This window comes from Parafrankia sp. FMc2, assembly GCF_041008525.1.
Taxonomy (GTDB): Bacteria; Actinomycetota; Actinomycetes; order Frankiales; family Frankiaceae; genus Parafrankia.
Window position 1 is genome coordinate 1 of the sequence record NZ_JBFLUG010000300.1, and the last position, 3,445, is coordinate 3,445.

Sequence of the window (3,445 nt, forward strand, 5' to 3'; positions counted from 1 at the left end):
CCCCCGCCCACCACACCTTCACCAACACCTCCTCGACATCCTCGGCGTCGACCCGACCCGACCACCTTGATCACCAGTCAGGCAGGTCGAAGCATCGAATCCCCATGTGCGGAAGACCCGGCTAGCGGGTGGTGCGGATGATCGAGACCAAGGTCGGATCGTTCACGCCGGAGACCCGGATGCTCATCGACGGCGAGCTCGTCGAGGCGGCCTCCGGCAAGCGGTTCGACAACCTCAACCCGGCGACCGAGGAGGTGCTGGGCCAGGTCGCCGACGGCGGCCATGAGGACATGGAGCGTGCGATCGCGGCGGCACGCCGTGCCTTCGACGAGACTGACTGGTCGACGAACCGCGCGCTGCGCAAGCGGTGTCTGGAGCAGCTGCACGAGGCGCTCGAGGCTGACCGGGAGCAGATGCGGGCGGAGCTGGTCGCCGAGGCCGGCACGCCGGTGATGGGGACCTGTGGCCCGCAGCTGGACTGGCCGTTGGAAGACGCGTTCCGCTGGCCTGCCAAGTACATCGAGCAGTTCGAGTGGGAACGCCCGCTGCCTGACACCGACCTCTTCGGGGTACACAACAGGCGGCTGGTGGTCAAGGAGCCGCAGGGGGTGGTCGGGGCGATCGTCCCGTGGAACCTCCCCTTCGAGGTGACCGCGAGCAAGCTCGCGCCGATCCTGGCGACCGGCAACACGGTGGTGCTCAAGCCGGCGCCGGACACGCCGTGGAACGCGACTCGGCTTGGGCGGCTGATCGCCGAGCACACCGACATCCCAACCAGGTGGTCAACGTTGTCACCGCCGCCGACCACCTGGTCGGTGAGGGCCTCACCCTCGACCCGAGGGCGGACCTGATCTCGTTCACCCGGTCCACGGTCACCGGCAAGCGGATCATGGAGAAGGGCGCGGCGACGCTGAAGCGAGTCTTCCTCGAGCTCTGCGGCAAGTCGGTGGAAGCTTCAAGCCTGCGCGAGCACGATGGGTACCACCCCAGGGTTACGCATGTCGAGGATTCCACGCGACACGACGGCCGGAGCCTGGCGAGCCGATGATCCAATACCTGCCGCCCGATTCCAAGGCGAGGGCCCGTGCGCGGACTATGCTCAGACCGTGGAATTTGAGGGCAAAGTCGCGCTCATCACCGGCTCTACCAGCGGTATTGGTGCCGCGACCGCGTCGCTTTTCGCCTCGCGCGGCGCGCATGTGATCGTCACCGGCCGTGACTCCCTCCGAGGGAGGGAGGTCGTCGCCAAGATCCGATCGAGCAATGGGCGGGCCGACTTCCTTTTGGCGACGTTGTCGGACGCGACGAGCGCACGGGACTTGGCCGCCCAGGCAGCCGAAGTAAGTGGTCGCATCGACATATTGATCAACAATGCGGCCATTGCCACCTTCGGCGCCACGGCCGACATGTCCGAACCAATGTTCGACGACATGTATGCGATCAACGTCAAAGTCCCGTACTTCATGGTCGGTGCTCTGGTTCCGGCAATGGTGCAGCGCGGGAGCGGCGTGGTCGTGAACATCTCGACCATGGTCGCCGGCTTCGGCACCGCCGGCTCGTCCATCTATGCGTCCAGTAAGGCCGCGCTCAACGCGTTGACCAAGTGCTGGGCGGCTGAGTACGGACCCCATGGAGTACGCGTCAACGCTGTCGCCCCAGGCCCCACGTATACCGAGGGAACACAGGAACAGTACGGAGTGCGGGCGCTGGAAAACCTTGCCTACCGGGCTCCGGCACGGCGCGTCGCTGACGCCGTGGAAATCGCGCGCGCCGTCGCCTACCTCGCCAGCGACGAGGCCAGTTTTCTTCACGGCGTGATCCTCAACGCGGACGGTGGCCGCAGCGCAGTGTGACCGCATGCAATCCGCGACGCCCGACTGTTTGAGCCCGAGAGGCGTACCCGAGGACGATCGGTACCACCCCTTGGAGTGGTACTCGTATGTCGGCCGCGAGTGCCGATGGGCGCGCATGGCGGTGTGCTGGGCGCGTAGACGACGGTGGTCCCTTGCTTGGGCGGTTAGGCGGCGGGCGGGCGTCGGACGAGTACGCCCGCGATGAGGGTGGCGACCGCTGGCGGTACGGGCGGGGCCTCGGCAAGCGTCTCGGCCAGCCAGCGCGCCACCGCATCGGCGTCCGATTCAGCATTGTGGGCGTTCTGCACCCCGGCCGGAGGGCGGGACTTCGGTGGCGCTGTTGCATCCGGCGACTCCAGTCGATCTTGACCGCAGATCTTCCCGTAGTTGAGCCTTCGTAGGGCTCGGTCGGCAGGTCGACGGTGCTCCAGCGCCCGGATCCGGCGTCCTTCAACAGGAAGATTTTCGGTCAAGATCTCCCGGCCCCGCCGGATGCAACTGTGAGTTCATGGTGCGTGCCCTGGGCGGTGGCCTGACCCGCGATGCAACTGGCGTGATGCCTTCGCACTGACCTGTCGGCCGCTGTCTGGTGGTGTGTCGACCGGACCGGTGGGCGTGTCCCGACAGAGGCCTTGCCGCTACAAGGCACCGTCACAGTTCTGACCGCCCTGCCGGCCCGGCGACGGCTACCCGTTCCGAACCAAGCAGGAGACAGATAGTCCATGGTCAGGATGCATCAGCCTGGGAACCCAGACCAGCCCACCGCCGGTGGTGAGGTCGTTCTCGGGAGCAATGGTTGAGACCTGTGGATCGGCTGGGGAGGGCGTACCTTCCCGGTGATCGAGGTTGAGGTCTCAGTCAGGCCGACGTTGACGCGTCGGTCGGGAAGGCACGCCCGTGCTCACGGTAGTACCCGAGGACAGCACGCCCGAGAACGGCTCGACGGCCAGGTCGTCGCTGATCGATGAGATCTCCGAGAGGGCGCCCGGCGGATGCTCGCGGCCGCGTTGGAAGCCGAGGTCGACGCCTACATCGCCGAGCTCGCCGACCAGCGTGACGAACGTGGCCGCCGGCTGGTGGTCCGTAACGGCCACGCTCAGCCCCGGCAGGTGATGACCGCCGCCGGCGCGGTCGACGTTCAGGCACCGCGGGTCAACGACCGCAGGGTCGACCCGGACACGGGTGAACGGAAGAGGTTCTCCTCCGCGATCCTGCCGCCGTGGTGCCGCCGCTCCCCGACGATTGCCGAGGTGCTGCCGTTGCTGTACCTGCACGGCCTGTCCTCGGGCGACTTCGTGCCCGCGTTGGAGCAGTTCCTCGGCTCGGGTGCCGGCCTGTCCGCCTCCACGGTGACCCGGCTGACCGCCAGCTGGCAGGGCGACTACCAGACGTTCACCGCCCGGGATCTGTCCGGCGTGGACTACGTCTATCTCTGGGCGGACGGCATCGTGCGCCACGAGGCGCTGGTGCGCCGTGAGGCGCTGGGAATCGAAGGAGGTGCGAGACCTCCTCGCCGGGCTGTCGCAGCAGTCTGGTGGGAGCTGAGCGCAGTCTGACCCGGGAGGCGCCGGGGAGGGCGGGAAGCAGCGCTG

Annotated in this window: 1 protein-coding gene and 2 pseudogenes; all 3 read left to right on the forward strand. The window is 67.4% G+C overall.

What is annotated here, in order from left to right:
- Window positions 1–179 precede the first annotated feature (179 nt).
- Window positions 180–946: pseudogene (locus AB1460_RS36410) on the forward strand (aldehyde dehydrogenase family protein); the annotation flags it as partial.
- 160 nt (window positions 947–1,106) lie between these two features.
- Window positions 1,107–1,853 carry an SDR family NAD(P)-dependent oxidoreductase gene (locus tag AB1460_RS36415; RefSeq protein WP_368967044.1) on the forward strand — a complete coding sequence of 249 codons (747 nt, stop codon included), beginning with the start codon at window positions 1,107–1,109 and terminating at the stop codon, window positions 1,851–1,853.
- A gap of 897 nt (window positions 1,854–2,750) precedes the next feature.
- Window positions 2,751–3,301: pseudogene (locus AB1460_RS36420) on the forward strand (transposase); the annotation flags it as partial.
- Window positions 3,302–3,445: the final 144 nt, after the last annotated feature.